The 15923-nt window shown below is 69.7% G+C and carries 13 protein-coding genes; 7 read left to right on the forward strand and 6 right to left on the reverse strand.

Annotation, left to right across the window (positions count from 1 at the left end):
• Positions 1-65: 65 nt before the first annotated feature.
• From ACZ3YO_RS00795 to ACZ3YO_RS00805, 3 genes are all read right to left on the reverse strand, one after another.
• Entirely contained in the window at positions 66-659 is a 594-nt protein-coding gene (locus ACZ3YO_RS00795) for a DUF6891 domain-containing protein (RefSeq protein WP_465563083.1), read from the reverse strand.
• Positions 660-988: 329 nt separating this feature from the next.
• On the reverse strand, positions 989-1534 hold the full coding sequence (locus ACZ3YO_RS00800) for an FHA domain-containing protein (RefSeq protein WP_396319475.1): 546 nt from the start codon (positions 1532-1534) through the stop codon (positions 989-991).
• Between the two features lie 105 nt (positions 1535-1639).
• Positions 1640-2191, reverse strand: a complete 552-nt coding sequence (locus ACZ3YO_RS00805; RefSeq protein ID WP_465563086.1) for a DUF1697 domain-containing protein — start codon at positions 2189-2191, stop codon at positions 1640-1642.
• Positions 2192-2267: 76 nt separating this feature from the next.
• Here ACZ3YO_RS00805 and ACZ3YO_RS00810 point away from each other — a divergent pair, with 76 nt between their 5' ends.
• Positions 2268-2738, forward strand: a complete 471-nt coding sequence (locus ACZ3YO_RS00810) for a pyridoxamine 5'-phosphate oxidase family protein (protein ID WP_465563089.1) — start codon at positions 2268-2270, stop codon at positions 2736-2738.
• A 72-nt stretch (positions 2739-2810) separates the two neighbouring features.
• Here the strand turns inward: ACZ3YO_RS00810 and ACZ3YO_RS00815 are convergent, their stop codons facing one another.
• Positions 2811-3176: an arsenate reductase family protein gene (locus tag ACZ3YO_RS00815; RefSeq protein WP_396319471.1), complete on the reverse strand. Its 366-nt coding sequence runs from the start codon at positions 3174-3176 to the stop codon at positions 2811-2813.
• Positions 3177-3319: 143 nt separating this feature from the next.
• On the opposite strand from ACZ3YO_RS00815, the gene ACZ3YO_RS00820 reads away from it, so the two are divergent.
• From ACZ3YO_RS00820 to ACZ3YO_RS00845, 6 genes are all read left to right on the forward strand, one after another.
• A complete protein-coding gene (locus ACZ3YO_RS00820; RefSeq protein WP_465563092.1) occupies positions 3320-4537 on the forward strand; it encodes a cytochrome P450 in 1218 nt (405 codons plus the stop codon).
• Between the two features lie 160 nt (positions 4538-4697).
• A complete protein-coding gene (locus ACZ3YO_RS00825) occupies positions 4698-5225 on the forward strand; it encodes a hypothetical protein (RefSeq protein WP_465563095.1) in 528 nt (175 codons plus the stop codon).
• A gap of 776 nt (positions 5226-6001) precedes the next feature.
• The gene (locus ACZ3YO_RS00830) at positions 6002-7447 is read left to right on the forward strand and encodes a non-reducing end alpha-L-arabinofuranosidase family hydrolase (protein WP_465563097.1); all 1446 of its coding nucleotides are present in this window, start codon (positions 6002-6004) and stop codon (positions 7445-7447) included.
• 1422 nt (positions 7448-8869) lie between these two features.
• Positions 8870-10297, forward strand: a complete 1428-nt coding sequence (locus tag ACZ3YO_RS00835; RefSeq protein WP_465563100.1) for a glycoside hydrolase family 43 protein — start codon at positions 8870-8872, stop codon at positions 10295-10297.
• 184 nt (positions 10298-10481) lie between these two features.
• Complete coding sequence (locus ACZ3YO_RS00840; protein ID WP_465563103.1) at positions 10482-12047, forward strand: alpha-L-arabinofuranosidase B; 1566 nt, start codon at positions 10482-10484, stop codon at positions 12045-12047.
• An 89-nt stretch (positions 12048-12136) separates the two neighbouring features.
• Positions 12137-13513, forward strand: coding sequence for a glycoside hydrolase family 43 protein (locus ACZ3YO_RS00845; protein ID WP_465563106.1), 1377 nt, complete (start codon positions 12137-12139; stop codon positions 13511-13513).
• A gap of 553 nt (positions 13514-14066) precedes the next feature.
• Here ACZ3YO_RS00845 and ACZ3YO_RS00850 read toward each other — a convergent pair.
• Both ACZ3YO_RS00850 and ACZ3YO_RS00855 read right to left on the reverse strand, forming a co-directional pair.
• Complete coding sequence (locus ACZ3YO_RS00850; protein ID WP_465563109.1) at positions 14067-14732, reverse strand: FAD-dependent monooxygenase; 666 nt, start codon at positions 14730-14732, stop codon at positions 14067-14069.
• Positions 14733-14888: 156 nt separating this feature from the next.
• On the reverse strand, positions 14889-15524 hold the full coding sequence (locus ACZ3YO_RS00855; RefSeq protein WP_465563111.1) for a TetR/AcrR family transcriptional regulator: 636 nt from the start codon (positions 15522-15524) through the stop codon (positions 14889-14891).
• Between the last annotated feature and the right edge of the window lie 399 nt (positions 15525-15923).

Below are 15923 nucleotides of genomic sequence, written 5' to 3' on the forward strand. Positions count from 1 at the left end.
TACGCGCGTGGCGCATGCCCGGCACGCTTCGTCGGCCGCTGACCGCCCGAGCGGACGACGGGCGCCTACTCCGGCAGGCGGTTGAGCCAGGTCAGCGGAGTGACGGCGATCGCCTTGCCCGGCGAGCCGTCCCACTCCACCGGCAGGCCCGCCGCCTCCAGCGCCGCGACCACCTCGCGGCCGATCTCCACCGTCCGCCGCTCCGCCGAATCCTTCGACTCGCCCTCGGCGCGGAACCCGCCGTACCGCAGCATCAGCCCGCGCCCGGCGGCGGCGCCCTCGGTGTCCTGCTGGTGGAAGAAGACGAAGCCGCGGGAGTCCTCCTCGGCCTCGCCGCCGATCTCCTCGTAGCCGCAGCTCGCGCAGCAGGTGAAGTCCATGGCCGCGACGATGCCCTGATCCTCCAGGGCGTCGAACGCCTCCTCCAGCCGGTCCACGTCCGTCGTCTCCGGCCAGGACGCCTGCTCGGCCAGCCGCTCCCGCCAGAGCGGGGCGACGATCTCCTCGGCGTCCTCCTCCTCCAGCCCCTGGTCCTCGAACTCGTCGACCAGGGACTCGGCTATCTCGTCGGACTCCTGGAAGCCGCACCGGATCAACTCGCGGGCACGCTCCTCGGCCTCGCGCCGTACATCGAAGGTGAGCTCGGTCTCCTGGTTCATGCCCGAATCCTCGCACCGCCCACCGACACTCCCGCCGCCGGGCCCGGGGCTGCCGTCCGCCGGTGTTCTCCGGTCTCCGACTGCTCCCTGATCACCCGTCGGCCAGGTGCCGACCGCAGCCTGACCGCCGGCGCCGGCGTGTACGCGGGCCTGCCGCCGGCCGCCCGCCCTGTGCGCGGCCGGCAAAGCGGGTGCACCACCCGGCCGCCGGCTGCACCGGTGGCGGCCGGTCGCCGCTGTCTGGAGCCGATCGGGTGCACCGTGATGCCACGTCGGATCGGCACGGTCGCCGAGGAGTTCCGCGACGTGTCGTTCCGGCCGGTCGCCGCTCAGCCCGAGGCGAGCCGGAACTCCAGGTTGCCGAAGCGGACCTGGTCGCCCGGGCGGACCCGGACCCCGCCCGCGATCCGGAGGCCGTTCACATGGGTGCCGTTGGTCGAGCCGAGGTCGTACAGCACCCAGCTGTCGCCCTCCCGCCGCAGCTCGGCGTGGTGGCGCGAGACCGAGATGTCGTGCAGCCGCAGCCCCGAGCCGGGGACCCGTCCGATCGTCAGCTGACGTTCCCCGCCCTGCGGCAGGCTCAGTCCGGGGAGCCGCTCGATCCGCCACGCCCCGCGCAGCCGCACGCCGAACGCCGAGACCTGGCCCACCGTCCGCAGCAGGAACCGCCCGACGGGGTTGCCGGCCGGCAGGCCCGCCATCGCCTCGTCCAGCTCGGCCCGGCTGCTCGCGTGCAGCACGAGCTCCATCCGGCCGAGGAAGGTGTCGTGCGAGATCCGGCCGCTGCCCGCGCCCTCCCGCAGCACTCCGAGCGCCTGCTCGCGCTCGACCTCGGACGGCCGGACCACGTGCGTCCGGATCTCAGGAGACGTCATGGCCCGATTGTCGGCTCAGCCGCCCCCACCTGTCCAGATTGCGGCCGGGCCCCAGGGGGCGGCGCCGGCGGCGCGGACCGGGCTCCCGGGCGCGTTGAGGCGGGGTCAGCTCTTCCTCGCGGCGGCCAGGATCTTGACGGTGGTGTGCAGGAACCGGGCGGTGGCCGAGCCCCGGTAGGACTTGCCGAAGAGGTTGCCGGTGCTCTTCAGCCGGCCGTCCTGGAGGTGGACCACCACGTAGGCGGTGGCCGGGTCGGCGCCGATCACCTCGTAGTCGCCCTTCGGCGAGGTGTACGGGACCGGGAAGTCCGCCGGCAGCGGCTCGGAGAGGAAGTTGATCATCAGCCGGAGGTCCGGCGTGGCCTCGACGCCCGCGAACGGCTCGGCGGCGAGCACCGCCTCGACCTCCTCGACGGTGCGCAGCATCACCGGGACGGGGTAGCCGAGCGCCTCGGTCAGGTGCTGTTCGATGCGCCGGGTGAGCGCGGCTCGGTCCGGTTCGTCCGTGGTGAAGAAGATGTTGCCGCTCTGGATGTACGAGCGCACGTCGCCGAGGCCCAGCTCGGCGAAGAGGGCCCGCAGCCGCTCCATCTTCACCGTCCGGCCGCCGACGTTGACGGCCCGCAGGAAGGCGATGTACGTGGTCGTGGTGGTCATCCGGCCAGTCTGGCACCGGGGACCGACAACGCCCCGGTTCACCGGGATCGTCACCGGTCGGTGCCACACTGACGCCATGGCTACCTGGCAGGATTTCGAGCACGAGGCACCGGATCTGGCCCCCGCCGTGCGGGCCCGCTTCGAGGCCAACAAACACCACGTCCTGGCGACGCTGCGCAAGGACGGCTCACCCCGGGTGAGCGGCATCGAGGTGGACTTCATCGGTGCCGACCTCACCCTCGGGTCGATGTACGGGGCGGTGAAGGCCCGCGATCTCCAGCGGGACGGCCGCTTCGCCCTGCACGCCCACCCGGGCGACGAGACGATGGAGGGCGGGGACTCCAAGATCTCGGGCCGCGCCGTCGAGATCACCGACGAGGCCGAGCTGGCCGCCTACGAGGCCGATCTGCCAGAGCCGCCGCCCGGCCCGTTCCACGCGTTCCGGCTGGAGCTGGAGCAGGTGGTGCACACCACGGTGGGCGAGGACCACCTCTGGATCACGTCCTGGCGCCCGGGTGAGCCGGTGCAGCGCATCCAGCGGCACTGACGGCGGTACCGGCCGCGGCACCCACCGTGGTGCCGGTGGCCGCACCAGCACCGGGAGCGGCTCCCGCGCGGGTCAGCCCTTCTTCGGCAGTACGGACTTGAGCACCTCGGGCGTGCGGGCCACGACGGCGTGGCCGTCGTCCGCGGTGATGATCGGGCGCTGGATCAGGATCGGGTGCGAGGCCATCGCCGCGATCCAGCGCGCCCGGTCACCCGGCTCCCTGGTCCACTTCTTCATCCCGAGGTCCTTGGCGGACTGCTCGTCGAGCCTGGTGATGTCCCACGGCTCCAGCCCCAGCCGCTCCAGCACCTTCTCCAGTTCGGCGGCGGTCGGCGGGTCCTCCAGGTAGCGCCGCACGGTGTACTCGGCGCCCACGGCCTCCAGCTCGCCGAGCGCCGTTCGGCACTTCCCGCAGCGCGGGTTGATCCAGATCTCCATGCGGCCAGCGTACCGACCGCCCGGTCCGGCGCGGGTGAACCGGGCGCGGGCCGCCCGGCGCAGGGTCTGCGCCGGACGGGAACTTCCTTCCGCCCACGGAGGGTTGAGAGGCCAGGGGTCGGGTCTCGGGAGGGGAGCACCGGATGGACGGCGCGTCGATCATTGGACAGCTGATGACCAGCGAGGGCCGGGCGGATCCGTACCCGCTGTACGCGCGGGCGCACGAGCTGGGCGCGGCCGCCCCCGCCGGGCCGGGCACCGTACTGGCGATCGGGCACGCCGCCGCCAACCAGGTGCTGCGAAACCCGGCCTTCGCACTGGAGGACACCGGGGAACTGGCCCTGTCGGACGCCGCCGTCGCCCGGCACTCCTCCGTCACCCTGCTCGGCCGTTCGATCCTCCAGCGGAACGCGCCCGACCACGGCCGGGTCCGCTCGCTGATCGCCTCGGCGTTCAACGCCCGCCGGGTGGCCGCGCTGCGGCCGGCCGTGGCGGCGACGGTCGGGCGGCTGCTGGACGGCATGGCACAGCGCGGCGCCGACGGTTCGCCCGTCGACTTCATGGACGCCTTCGCCTTCCGGCTGCCGGTCGAGGTGATCTGCGAGCTGCTCGGCGTCCCCGGGCCGGACCGCCACCGCTTCCGGGGCCTCGCGGGCGACCTCACCATCGCGCTGGAGCTGATCCAGGACCTCGACGAGCTCACCGTCGCCGACGAGGCCGCCGAGGAGTTGTCCGGCTACTTCACCGCGCTGGTCGCCGAGCGCCTGGCCCGCCCGCAGGACGACCTGGTCAGCGATCTGGCCCGGATCGCCGCCAAGGCCCCCGACCGGATATCCGGCGCCGAGCTGCTGGCCAACCTGGTGCTGCTGCTGGTGGCCGGCTTCGAGACCACCACCAACCTGCTGGGCAACGGTCTCGCCCTGCTCTTCCGCCACCCGGAGGCGATGGACGGGCTCCGCACCGGCGCGGTGGCGCCCGAGCTGCTCACCGACGAGGTGCTCCGCCACGACTCCCCGGTCCAGCTCACCACCCGGGTCGCGGCCGCCGAGGGGCTCGCCGTGGCCGGGGTGCCGGCGCCGGCCGGCAGTGTGGTGCTGGTCCTGCTGGGCGCGGCCAACCGCGATCCGGCCCGCTATCACCGTCCGGAGCTGTTCGACCCCGGCCGCACCGACAGCCAGCCGCTCAGCTTCGGCGGCGGCCCGCACTTCTGCCTGGGCTCCCGGCTGGCCCGGATGGAGGCCGAGGTCGCCGTACCGGCCCTGCTCGACCGCTTCCCCAGGCTGGCTCCCGGCGGCGTCTCCACCCGCCGGGACCGCCTCGTCCTGCGCGGCTACGAGACGCTGCCGGTCACGGTCCGCTGAACTGCGGCTCCCGGGGCCAGGGGCGTTCGGCCCGGGCGGCCGGGACCAAAGCAAGGGGCCGGTGCGCCGCAGGTGGGGGAGCATGGAAGGACGAACCGGCCGCCCCGGACCGGTTCGCCCCGGACCGGCGCCCCCACCGGCCGGCCAGGAGGTCTCCGCCGTGCCCACAGCGCCCCGCCCACCGCAGCCGGTGGCCGAGGAGCCGAGACCGCCGCGCTGGGTGGCCTGGCTCCCGCTGGTGCTGCTGGTGCTCGACCTGGCGGCCGAGGCGGTCGTCCCGGACGCCGTCGCAGCCGGCTTCCTGCTGACCGCGCTGCCGGTGGTGGTGGCGTTCAGCTACGGCCCGGCGATCACCGCCGGCGCCACGGCCGGCACCCTCGTCCTCCAGCTCCTGCTGGCCCTGCGTGCCGGGCACCTCGACGAGCAGCACCACGTCTGGGTCTACATCTCCACCCTGCTCGCCGGCGTGATGGGCACCGCCCTCTCCTGGCAGCGGATCCGGCAGAGCCGCACCCTGCTGCGCACCCGCACGGTGGCCGCGACCCTGCAGCGGACCGTCCTGCGCCCCGTCCCCGAGCGGGCCGGCGGCCTGCGGGTGGCGGGCCTCTACCGGCCGCCAGTCCTTCGTGTGCGTAGAGGTCGTCGGCGAGAATCTTGGGGTGGACCAGCCGGTTCCGGATACGGGTGACGGCTGTGGCGCCATCGATTCGGCGGTCTGTTGCGTACTTGGCTAGAGCGGGGAGGGCAATTGGGTCGATCGAGGTCGGCTCGCCGGCGGAGGTCAGCAGATAGCGCAGTTTGTCCTCGGCGTGGCAGCTCTTGAAATCCTCCCTCGTCATCAGATTCCCCAGGACCAGTTTCGTCCAGGCCAGGTTCTCCAGCACGGGTGCGGCGGAGAGGATCCGCTGTTCGACGAAGCCCGTGGCCACCGCTTCGGTGGCCATCTGCATCTGAAAGCGCGTGGTGCCTTTGAGGGAGGGAGCGGCGAACGCCCTCAGGGCGCGGGTGACGAGTTCGACGCAGTCATCGGGGTTGCCGTGGTAGAGCCATCCCGATCCGATGGTCTGGGCCCGGTCGACGAGAGGGGAGAACCACTGCTCCCAATCGAAGCGCATGAGCGCTCACATCTGCCCCGTCAACACCTCTGACAGGACGGGATTCTGATGACAGCTCAGTAACAGTCAGGTTGCGGCGTAGTGCTTGACGACCTCTCATGCCCCATGGTTTCCTCCCTGCAGCACGCCGGATGTTCGACTTTCAAGTTGTTAGCGCTAACAATCCGTCGGAGACCCGGTGCCCCCCACCCCGCAGGGGTCACGCCTTGCCGCCGCCTCAGACGTGCCGTGCCTGGTCCGCACGCACCGAGAAGGACCGATCCCTGCCCAAGTCGCCCCTAGGAGGGTGCAGATGAACGCTCTCGGTACAGCTCGGCGAAGCTCGACACGGCGAGGATGGCGGCCTCGGATGGCCGCCATACTCTCGATGGTCTTCGTGGCCGGCTTCCTGGCCATGGTGAACCCGTCGTCCGCCTCGGCGGCTTCGGTCGACACCGGCAAGTGGTACGTGCTGGTCAACCGCAACAGCGGCAAGGCGCTGGACGACTACAACTTCGCCACCGCCAACGGTTCGCCCGTCGTCCAGTGGACCCGGACCAGCAACGAAGCCCAGCAATGGCGCTTCCTGGACTCCGGGAGCGGCTACTACCGCCTGCAGAACCGTAACTCCGGCAAGGTCCTGGACAACTACAACTGGTCCTCGGCCGACGGCACCGACGTCGTCCAGTGGAGCGACCTCAACGCGACCAACCAGCAGTTCCGCCTCGCCGACTCCACCGACGGCTACGTCCGCCTCCTGAACCGCCACAGCAGCAAGGCCCTTGAGGTCCAGGGCGCCTCCACCGCCGACGGCGGCAAGATCGTCCAGTACGCCGACTGGGGAGGCAGCAACCAGCAGTGGCAGCTCGTCCCCGTCGCCGACGTCTCCACCGGCACATGCGCTCTTCCGACGACCTACCGCTGGACATCGACGGGTCCGCTGGCGGAGCCGGCGAACGGGCAGCTCGCGCTGAAGGACTTCACCACCGTGAAGTACAACGGCAAGAACCTGGTCTACGCGACCACCTCCAACGGAACGTCGTGGGGCTCGACGGCGTTCAGCCCCTTCGCGAACTGGTCGGACATGGGAGCGGCCACCCAGACCGGGATGAGCCAGCCCGCGGTGGCGCCCGAACTGTTCTACTTCGCGCCCAAGAACGTCTGGGTGATGGTGTCCCAGTGGAGTCAGTGGCCGCTCTACTACCGCACGTCCAGCGACCCCACCAACCCCAACGGCTGGTCCGCAGCACAGCCGCTGTTCACCGGCAGCCTCCCAGAGGGCCCCGGGACCCGGAGGGACGCCCCGATCGATCCGACCATGATCGCCGACGACCAGAACATGTACCTGTTCTTCGCCGGTGACAATGGCAAGATCTACCGGGCGAGCATGCCGATCGGGAACTTCCCCAGCAGCTTCGGCTCGTCGTACACGACGGTCATGAGTGACACGGAGCAGCTTCTGTTCGAGGCGCCGGAGGTCTACAAGGTCAAGGGCCAGAATCAGTACCTCATGATCGTTGAGGCGCAGGGTACGAACCGCTACTTCCGCTCGTTCACCGCCTCCAGCCTGAACGGTCCGTGGACAGTCCAGGCCGGCAGCGAGAGCAGCCCCTTCGCGGGCCAGGCCAACAGCGGCTCCACCTGGGCCCAGGGCGTCAGCCACGGTGACCTGGTCCGCGACAATCCTGACCAGACCATGACCATCGATCCCTGCAACCTGCAGTTCCTCTACCAGGGCCTTCTCAAAAACGTCCCGGCGGGCACCGAGTACCTGGACCTGCCGTACCGGCCGGGCCTGCTCACGCTACAGCGCTGAGCCGCCTGCTCCACGGTGATCACGACGAGGAACCCCAGCCGCACATCGGCTGGGGTTCCTCATCCTCGGTCCGGGGCCCAGCGCGGGGTGCAGTCGCCGCTGTTGTCGATGTCGTCGGACATGGTGCCTTCTGTTGGTCATGCCGTGGACATGGGCAAGCTTCTCCAAGGGGCGAACGGCCCGGCGGACAGGTCGCTCCTCGGCCAGCGAGGCGAGCAGTGACCGACGCGGCCCGGGATCGCCTCCAGGGGGCTTGGCTACGAGGGGCGGCTGATCCGGCTCCTGGGCTACCTGGCGCTGCCGGCGGAGCGTGCAGGACGGGGATCCGGCCGAGGATGACGTGCTTGAACGGCCGCGCCGCCTCCACCTGCCCGTCGAGATCGCGGGGCACGCAGCCCCTGCACGCTCCGCGGTAGAAGATCGCTACTGATAGCGCTGCCGCTTCGGGGTACAGCTCGAACTCGGCGTGCGCAACAAGATCCTCGGTACCGGCTTCCCGCCGGGCGAGAGCCACCTGTCGGCCACGCATATGAGAGGCTGATGGGTTCGGGTGCTCCACGGGCCCGTTCCCCATTTCACTCTCATTTCACATCGCGAGCCGTCAGACAGTCGATGGCGGGTTCGAAGACAGCGTTTCCGCAGGTCAGAAGGGTTGTCTGACCTGCGAAAACGCTGAGAGATCAAACTGTGTTTCCGCAGGTCGGAACCACTCCTACAGGTCGCAGTTCTGATCGAACACGCCTCTGACCTGTGGAAACAGAGGTCGCATGGAAGGTCATTTCACAACCAGTGCACACGCGGCGGCCGCAACCGGATGAGATGAGTCGAGAAATACGGAGCAGTGACGAGGGATCGCATTGGCTGGTCGCTGCAGGGCGCTAAGCAGTGCTACCGAACTTCGAACCGGCTCGTGTGCGCCGCCGTCCAAGCCGCTCGCGTGCAGTCGCTCTACTCGCCGCCCGGCCCCTCGGCGGGCCTGTCCCGCGCGCCGGGGCGTGAGCTCACGCCCGCTTCCCCGGCGGCGCTCGCCGACGGCCCGTCAGGAGCACGGTCCCAGTGAGGCGTTGGTGGCGGTCGAGTAGATCCAGGCGGGTCAAGATTGGGTAACAGCGAGTGCTTCCTCTTGTCGACCCAATTGTTAGCGTTAACACTCTCACCGGAGCGAAACAGCGACGTCACTTCCGGTTCACACGAGCGACCTGGAAACGGCGCTGCCCGACCGCTCACGACTCCGGGCTGCGCACTCCCGCCGTCACCACGCCGACACGTGCCGCACTCGGAAAGAGACGGCCAGTCGGGCGGCCTTGTTCCCGCTGCGTCGTGCGGGGCCGACCGTGTCCCGCCCCGCCGAGACCGAGCCCGCCCACCACCCCAGTTCCTCCCTTCGCCCTGGTGCACGCACAGAACGATCAGGAGACGTCCATGTCCGCGCTTCGCGCCCGGCTGTCGGTGATGCTGCTCGCCGTCTGCCTCCTCTTCACAGGCCAAGCCCTGTCCGCAGCCCAGCGGGCCGCCGCCACCGATCCCGGCTACCTGATGGTCCACTTCACCGGCGACTCCGCGACCGGTCAGATGCTGTACCTCGCGCACAGTGCGGACGGCCTGCACTGGAACGACCTCAACGGCGGGGCACCGGTCCTGAACTCCATGATCGGCACGAAGGGAGTGCGCGACCCCGCACTGGTGCGCTCTCCCGACGGCAGCCGGTACTGGATCATCGCGACCGACCTGTGCGTCCGCTGCGGCTCGACCTACCAGAACGGCAGCCCCAACTTCGTGGTGTGGGAGTCGACGGACCTGGTGACGTGGTCGAACCCGTGGCTGCTCGGCGCCGCCGGACTGATCCCCGGTGGAAAGAACGCCTGGGCGCCGGAGGCGATCTGGAACCCCGAGACCAACGACTACGTCCTGTACTGGGCGACGAACGCCACCGTGAACGGCATCTTCAAGTACCGCATCTACTCCGCCCGCACCACGGACTTCCGCACCATCACCACCCCGCAGGTGTGGATCGACCCGCCCGGCACCACGCCGGTCGTCGACACCCAGATGACCGAGGTGCCCTCAGGTACCGGCCCCTACCGTTACCTGAGGGTCTCCGGCGACGGCCAGAACAACGTCGAGGGCAGCAACTCGATCCTGGGGACGTGGACCAACCTCGGCAACCTCTCCAGCATCGGCCTCACCGGCAACGTGGTCGAAGGCCCGGTCTGGATGAAGTTCAGGGATCGCGACGAGTGGGCCCTCTACATCGACTACAACAACCCGCAGGGCGTACGCGCGTACCGGCCGATCCTGACGGCCAACCCGTTCGACGTCAGCACCTACCGGCTCCAGCCCTCCACCGCCTACGACGTGGGCGGCACCGCGAAGCGGCACGGTGCCATCACGACCCTGACGGCGGCCGAGGAGAGCCGGGTGCTCGCCCGCTGGCCCAACACCCCCGCCCAGCGGCTCCAGTCCTTCAACTACCAGGACCGGTACGTCCGTCAGAGCAACTTCGACGTGCGGATCGACCCGAACGTCAGCCCGCTGGACGACTCCCGGTTCCGGCTCAGGCCCGGCCTGGCGGGTACCGGCACCGTCTCCTTCGAGTCGGTGAACCACCCCGGCTACTTCCTGCGGCACGCCAACTACGACTTCCAGCTCGCCCTCTACGACGGCAGCAGCCAGTTCGCCGCGGACGCCACCTTCAACAAGGTCGCCGGCCTCGCCGACTCCACCTGGTCGTCGTTCCAGTCGTACAACCACCCGGACCGCTACATCCGCCACTACGCCTACTACCTGAAGCTCGACCCGATCACCACCGCGACGGGACGCAGCGACGCCACCTTCCGCGTGACGAGCTGACCCGACCGTCTCACGGTGAGGCCTCACCGTGAGCGCTCTGCGGAGTCCGCCGCTCCGGCGGCGGACCCGACAAACTCCCGCGACGGCACCCGCCCGGAGCTACCGGCCGGGCCGAGCTGCCGCCGTGACGGCGGCACCCGGGAGCTCCACTCACCTCCCGCTCCATTCTGCGTAGGAGTTCTTCATGATCAAGGAACAGTGGATCCGCGCCCCCAGGCGCGCACTCCTCGCGGTGGGCGCCGCCGCGGCGCTCGCCGCCGGCCTGCTCACCGGCACGGGTAGCGCCCAGGCCGCCACCCAGGGGCCGTGCGACATCTACGCGGCCGGCAATACTCCCTGCGTCGCCGCGCACAGCACCACCCGCGCCCTGTACGGGACCTACAACGGCGCGCTGTACCAGGTCAGGCGCGCCTCCGACAACGCGACCAAGGACATCGGCCTGCTGAGCGCCGGCGGATACGCCGACGCCGCGCAGCAGGACTCCTTCTGCGCGAATACCAGCTGTGTCATCACCGTCATCTACGACCAGTCGCCCAAGGGCAACAACCTCACCCAGGCGCTCAAGGGGTACTGGCCCGGGCCGGCGGAGAACGGGAACGACAACCTGGCCAACGCCTTCGAGGCGCCGGTCACGGTCGGCGGGCACAAGGCGTACGGCGTCTACGTCGCCCCCGGCACCGGCTACCGCAACAACAACACCAACGGCATCGCCACCGGCGACCAGCCCGAGGGCATATACGCCATCTTCGACGGCACGCACGTCAACGGCGGCTGCTGCTTCGACTACGGCAACGCCGAGACGAGTGGCAACGACGACGGCGACGGCACCATGGAGGCCATCTACTTCGGCACCAGCACCGGCTGGGGCTCCGGCAGCGGCACCGGCCCGTGGATCATGGCCGACCTGGAGAACGGCCTGTTCTCCGGGGTCAACCGCGGCGTGAACGCGGGCGACCCGACCATCAACCACCGGTTCACGACCGCCATCGTCAAGGGCGGCCCGAACCACTGGGCCATCCGCGGCGGCGACGCCCAGTCGGGCGGCCTGTCCACCTTCTACGACGGCATACGCCCCACGGCCGGCGGCTACAACCCGATGAAGAAGCAGGGCGCGATCATCCTCGGCATCGGCGGAGACAACAGCAACACCGGCCAAGGCACCTTCTACGAAGGCGTGATGACCCAGGGCTACCCCTCGGACGCCACCGAGAACGCCGTCCAGGCCAACATCACCGCCGCAGGTTACAACAGTGGCTCGACCAGCACCGGAACCCTCACCCCCGGCTCCCGGATCTCCCTGCAGGCCACCACCGCACCCTGCTGCACCTCCCACTACCTGCGCCACAACAGCGCCGACACCAAGGTCGTGATCTCCGGCATCAACTCCGCCAGCTCGGCCACCGACAAGGCCAACGCCACCTGGATCGTCCGCGCCGGACTGGCCAACACCTCCTGCCTGTCCTTCGAGTCCGCCGACAAGCCCGGCCAGTTCCTGCGCCACTCCAACTACCAGCTCTACCTGAACACGGACAACGGCGGCAGCTCGTTCGCCCAGGACGCCACCTTCTGCCCCACCGCGGGCAACAGCGGAGCGGGCACCTCCTTCCAGTCCTCCAACTTCCCGACCAAGTACCTCCGCCACTACAACTTCACGGCCTACATCGCCGGCAACGGTGGCGCCAACGCCTGGGACAACACCAAGTCGTGGGCCCAGGACACCAGCTGGCTCACCGCGGCTCCCTGGAACTGACGAGGGACCGAACCCGTGGGCGGCCCCGGGCCGGGGCCGCCCACGGGTTCTCCATCCGCCCGCACCTTCCTACGCCGCGGAGGCACCAGATGAGCGCAACACCCCTCCCGTCGCGCCGGCTCTTCCTCGGCATGGCCGCGGCCGTGCCGCTGTCCACCACCGGCGTGCTGACCCTCGGCAGCCGGTCCGCGAGCGCCGCGACGACCTCCCCGTTCGTCATGGCCTACTTCACCCAGTCACCGAGGAACCTCGGCACGGACTACGGCCTGCACCTCGCCGTCAGCACCGACGCGCTGCAGTGGATGCCGCTGAACCAGAACAACCCCGTCGTCACCCCGACCGCGGGCGACGGCGGTCTGCGCGACCCCGTCATCCTGCCCAAGCAGGACGGCACCTACGTCGTCATGGCGACCAACCTGAAGGGCACCGACTGGACCAGGAAGAGCCCGTACATCCACGTCTGGGACTCCGCCGACCTGCGCTCCTTCGACAACTACCGCCTCCTGAAACTGCACGACATGGCCACCCACACCTGGGCGCCCGACGCCTTCTGGGACCCTTCCCGCGGCCAGTACGCCATCATCTACTCGGCCGTCAACAGCAGCGGCCACAACGTGATCATGGTCAGCTACACCACGGACTTCCAGACGGTGACGGCACCGCAGGTCTTCTTCGACCCCGGCTACGACGTCATCGACGGCACCCTGGCCAGGGGCGTGAACGGCGTCAACTACCTGTACTTCAAGGGCCACAACAGCCTCACGGGTGCGAGGTCCACCTCCCTCGCCCCCGGCAGCTTCACCCAGTTCACCTCGGGCCTGGCGCCGCAGGGAGGCATCGAGGGCCCGATCCTCGCCGAGGCCTCCGGCACCTGGTACCTGTGGGGCGACGCCAACGCGCTCTTCTGCACCTGGCAGACCAGCGACCTCTCCACCGGAACCTGGACCGCCACCGACCGGCGCGTCTACACCCAGCCGCTGAACTCCAAGCACGCCGACATCAAGCCGATCCCCCAGACCGTCTACGACAACCTGGTCGCCAAGTGGGGAAGGCCCGCCTGGAACCGGCTGAAGTCCTACAACTTCCCCGGCAGATACTGGCGGCAGGTCGATTCCCTCGGCCGCATCGACCCGTACCCGTTCGATCCCTACACCGACTCGCAGTGGACGCTGGTGCCGGGCCTGGCCGACTCCTCCGGCGTCTCCTTCCAGTCCCTCACGCAGCCGGCCCGCTATCTGCGGCACTTCGACTACCAGCTGCGGCTGGACGCCAATGACGGCACCACGAGGTTCGCCCAGGACGCCACATTCCACAGGACCGCCGGGCTCGCCGACCCGTCCTGGTCGTCGTTCCAGTCGTACAACTTCCCTGACCGCTACATCCGCCACTACGCCTACCAGCTGCGCATCGACCCGATCTCCACTGCTGCCGGCAGAGCCGACGCCACGTTCTCCGTCTGGTACTGAGGCCACGCGCCCGCTCCGAGTGCCCCCGGATCTCCCCTTCCGCATCGCGAGCCCGACAGCGCTCGGTGCGAGTCGGCGGCCTGGCGTTTCCGCAGGTCAGGAGGGTGCCTGACCTGCGGGGACGCCGGACCGGGGGAAGATCACCGCACGCCTCCATCGACGTTGATGCGCCCACGGAAATCGAGGCTGCCGCCTCACCGCCGACCGGCCACCCCGATCACGACGGGCTCCAGGGGCCCGCCCTGGCGCAGGCCGTCCAGGATGCGTTCATCAGCGGACTGTCGGCCTTCCTCCTCGTCGTCGCCATCGGGTGCCGGTTCCGTGCCCCCACCAAGAGCCCCCAACGCCGATCCGCTCAGCGGCAGCTCAGCAGTAGCAGAGCCTTGCTGACAGCACTGCCGCTCGGGGGAAAAGCTCGAACTTGGCCTGTGTCACAAGATCCTCGGACCGGCTTCCGGTCCGGCGGGGGCCGCCTGTCGGCCACGTCCAGGAGAAGCTGATGGATGCAGGGGCTCTGCGGGCCCGTTCTCCGTTTCACTCTCATTTCACATCGCTACGCAGCGCCACCGGCCAGGGGTGCGAGGACAGTAGTCTGCCGCACGGCGCGGTTGGTGATCCCCACGGGCGCGGTCACCTCGTCGAGGCGGAAGTGGTTGGCGACACTCTGCTCGGCGAAGCGTTCGACGACGGGCCTGCGCTCGGGCTCGTAGGTGTCGAGCAGGGCGTCTCCGGCCCCTCCGCGGAGCACTGCGGCGATCTTCCAGGCGAGGTTGTGGGCGTCCTGCACGCCGCTGTTGAGGCCGAAACCGCCAGTGTGCGGGAAACGGTGCGCCGCGTCGCCGGCGAGGAGCAGGCGCCCCTGCCGGAAGGCGCGGGCTGTCTGGGAGGTCATCGTCCACGTGCCGGTGGACCGGATGGTGACCTCGGTGCTGCCCAGTACCCGCGGGAGTGTCCGTTCCCAGTAGCGCCGGCTGTCCCTGGCGATTCCCTGTTCTGGGCGGAGGTAGGCGGTCATCAGGATGTAGTCGTCGTTCGCGTGGGCGATCAGGACGCCGCAGAAGGCGGGCTGGTAGATCCAGCTGAGCAGCGGGCGGACCGTGCCGGGCTGGTGCAGTCCGGGGGCGTGGAAGAAGACGCTGCCTCCACCCGGCGTCCGGCGCTCTGCCCGGCGCCGGGACGCAGTTGCTCGCGAAGATCTACGACCAGCCGATCCCTGCACAACATCCCCCAGGGCCTCCACGTGTCGGGGCGGCACGTCGAGCGCCCAAAGTGGGTCACGGTTCAGCCGCCGCCGACAGTGAAGCCGTGACCGACTCCGGCGTCCCCCTGGGGGAACCGTGACCGCAGGCGCCGCTTCTGGAGGTGACGGGTTCGTTCAGGCGCCCTCGGGCAGGGGGCGCCGGGCGACCTCGTGGGCGTCCTGCAGCGGCATGCCCAGCATCCGCAGGACCATCTCCGCCAGGTCCACCGCGGCCTTGTCGCCCTCGAGGTCGGGGCGGGCGAACCGCAGTTCCACCAGGGACAGTAGGGTTCCGCCCAGCCCGGACAGGGCGACCGCGGGGTCGGTGACCGTGAAGCGTCCGGAGGCCATGCCGGCTTCGAGATCGCGTAGTGCCCGCCGGGCCAGGCCGTTGTCGGAGTGGATGTAACCGAGGCCTCGACGACGCAGCACCTGCATTAGTTCCGGGTGGGAGTCGGCCATCCGGGCGCTGAGGCGGAAGCCTGCGGCGACACGTTCCGCCGGGTCCTCGATCCCGGTCAGCCGCTCGTCGCTCTGCTGCCCGAACTCCTCCAGGGCATCGACCACCGCGGCGTCGAACAGCTCGGCCTTCGAGTCGAAGTGGTTGTAGAAGGAGCCGAAGCCGACATCCGCCCGCTCGGCGATCGCCTGGATGCTCGCGCCAGCATCCCCGCTCTCGGCGAGTATCTGCCGGGCGGCGCGAATGAGCGCGCCGCGCGTCTCGGCGCGGCGCCGCTCAAACCGGTTGTTGGGTGGAGCTGAGGTAGGCATACGCAGAGTCTACCCTCCCTAGCGATGACGATCACATATCTGATGAATCTATCAAATCAGCAGCTGCGGGGACACGTCCTCGCGGTGACCGTCGCCGCCTGCGCGCCCCGAGACTTCGTGCAGTCAGAAGTCAGAAGTCAGAAGGCAGAAGGCAGAAGGCGGAAGGCAGAAGACGGACGGCCGGGTGCGGCGCGAGAAGATGGCCGGCTCTGCGGGCCGCGCGGCCTGCGGCACGGCGGGGCCGGCGACACGCCGTCGGCGGCGGGCTCTTGTGTTGACGGGCACAGGTGTGACTCTGATGGTTTAATCACTTCTGCGCATATGCTTCATCTCGTGCAGGCCGTCGGCCGTCGCTCGAAAGCTCCCCAAGAACATTTTGAGGCCAGATCAGGATCCCGG

Source organism: Kitasatospora sp. NPDC022785, assembly GCF_055561295.1.

What these genes read in the sequence shown, in the direction of transcription:
- ACZ3YO_RS00795 (WP_465563083.1), bottom strand. Translation starts at nt 659, where the DNA reads ATGAACCAGGAGACCGAGCTCACCTTCGATGTACGGCGCGAGGCCGAG.
- ACZ3YO_RS00800 (WP_396319475.1), bottom strand. Translation starts at nt 1,534, where the DNA reads ATGACGTCTCCTGAGATCCGGACGCACGTGGTCCGGCCGTCCGAGGTC.
- ACZ3YO_RS00820 (WP_465563092.1), top strand. Translation starts at nt 3,320, where the DNA reads ATGGACGGCGCGTCGATCATTGGACAGCTGATGACCAGCGAGGGCCGG.
- ACZ3YO_RS00810 (WP_465563089.1), top strand. Translation starts at nt 2,268, where the DNA reads ATGGCTACCTGGCAGGATTTCGAGCACGAGGCACCGGATCTGGCCCCC.
- ACZ3YO_RS00805 (WP_465563086.1), bottom strand. Translation starts at nt 2,191, where the DNA reads ATGACCACCACGACCACGTACATCGCCTTCCTGCGGGCCGTCAACGTC.
- ACZ3YO_RS00835 (WP_465563100.1), top strand. Translation starts at nt 8,870, where the DNA reads ATGTCCGCGCTTCGCGCCCGGCTGTCGGTGATGCTGCTCGCCGTCTGC.
- ACZ3YO_RS00840 (WP_465563103.1), top strand. Translation starts at nt 10,482, where the DNA reads ATGATCAAGGAACAGTGGATCCGCGCCCCCAGGCGCGCACTCCTCGCG.
- ACZ3YO_RS00830 (WP_465563097.1), top strand. Translation starts at nt 6,002, where the DNA reads ATGGCCGCCATACTCTCGATGGTCTTCGTGGCCGGCTTCCTGGCCATG.
- ACZ3YO_RS00855 (WP_465563111.1), bottom strand. Translation starts at nt 15,524, where the DNA reads ATGCCTACCTCAGCTCCACCCAACAACCGGTTTGAGCGGCGCCGCGCC.
- ACZ3YO_RS00815 (WP_396319471.1), bottom strand. Translation starts at nt 3,176, where the DNA reads ATGGAGATCTGGATCAACCCGCGCTGCGGGAAGTGCCGAACGGCGCTC.
- ACZ3YO_RS00845 (WP_465563106.1), top strand. Translation starts at nt 12,137, where the DNA reads ATGAGCGCAACACCCCTCCCGTCGCGCCGGCTCTTCCTCGGCATGGCC.